Origin of the sequence: Rhodohalobacter sulfatireducens, from assembly GCF_022012475.1 — a bacterium.
Taxonomy (GTDB): domain Bacteria; phylum Bacteroidota; class Rhodothermia; order Balneolales; family Balneolaceae; genus Rhodohalobacter; species Rhodohalobacter sulfatireducens.
In genome coordinates this window covers 1-314 of the sequence record NZ_JAKLWS010000136.1, presented here as the reverse complement: position 1 = coordinate 314, position 314 = coordinate 1, and the positions used below count along the sequence as shown (strand labels likewise).

The window sequence follows — 314 nt, the reverse complement described above, 5'->3', positions numbered from 1 at the left end:
ACAACGTCTCAGGCAGACACCGGGGATTCATCCAGTTCAGTTTCCACCAGTATTACCATCAACTTTCAATCATTTCGCACCCGAAATGGGATACTGAGTCTTGCGGGTATTCTCATCATTCTTTCGCTGATTGGCTATTGGCTGTTACCAGATTCTAACTCAGAGGCAACTCCGACAAATAACAAAATTGCGGTGTTGCCTTTGGAAAGTATTAGCACTGAGCCGGAGGATATCCAGTTTACCGATGGTGTTCATGAGGAACTGATTAATCGTCTGGCAGGAATTGGAGACTTGACCGTGATCGCGAGAAGCTC

General features: G+C 46.2%; 1 pseudogene. It reads left to right on the top strand.

The annotated features are described in order from the left end of the window. Positions 1 to 314, top strand: a pseudogene (locus L6773_RS21385) (hypothetical protein); the annotation flags it as partial.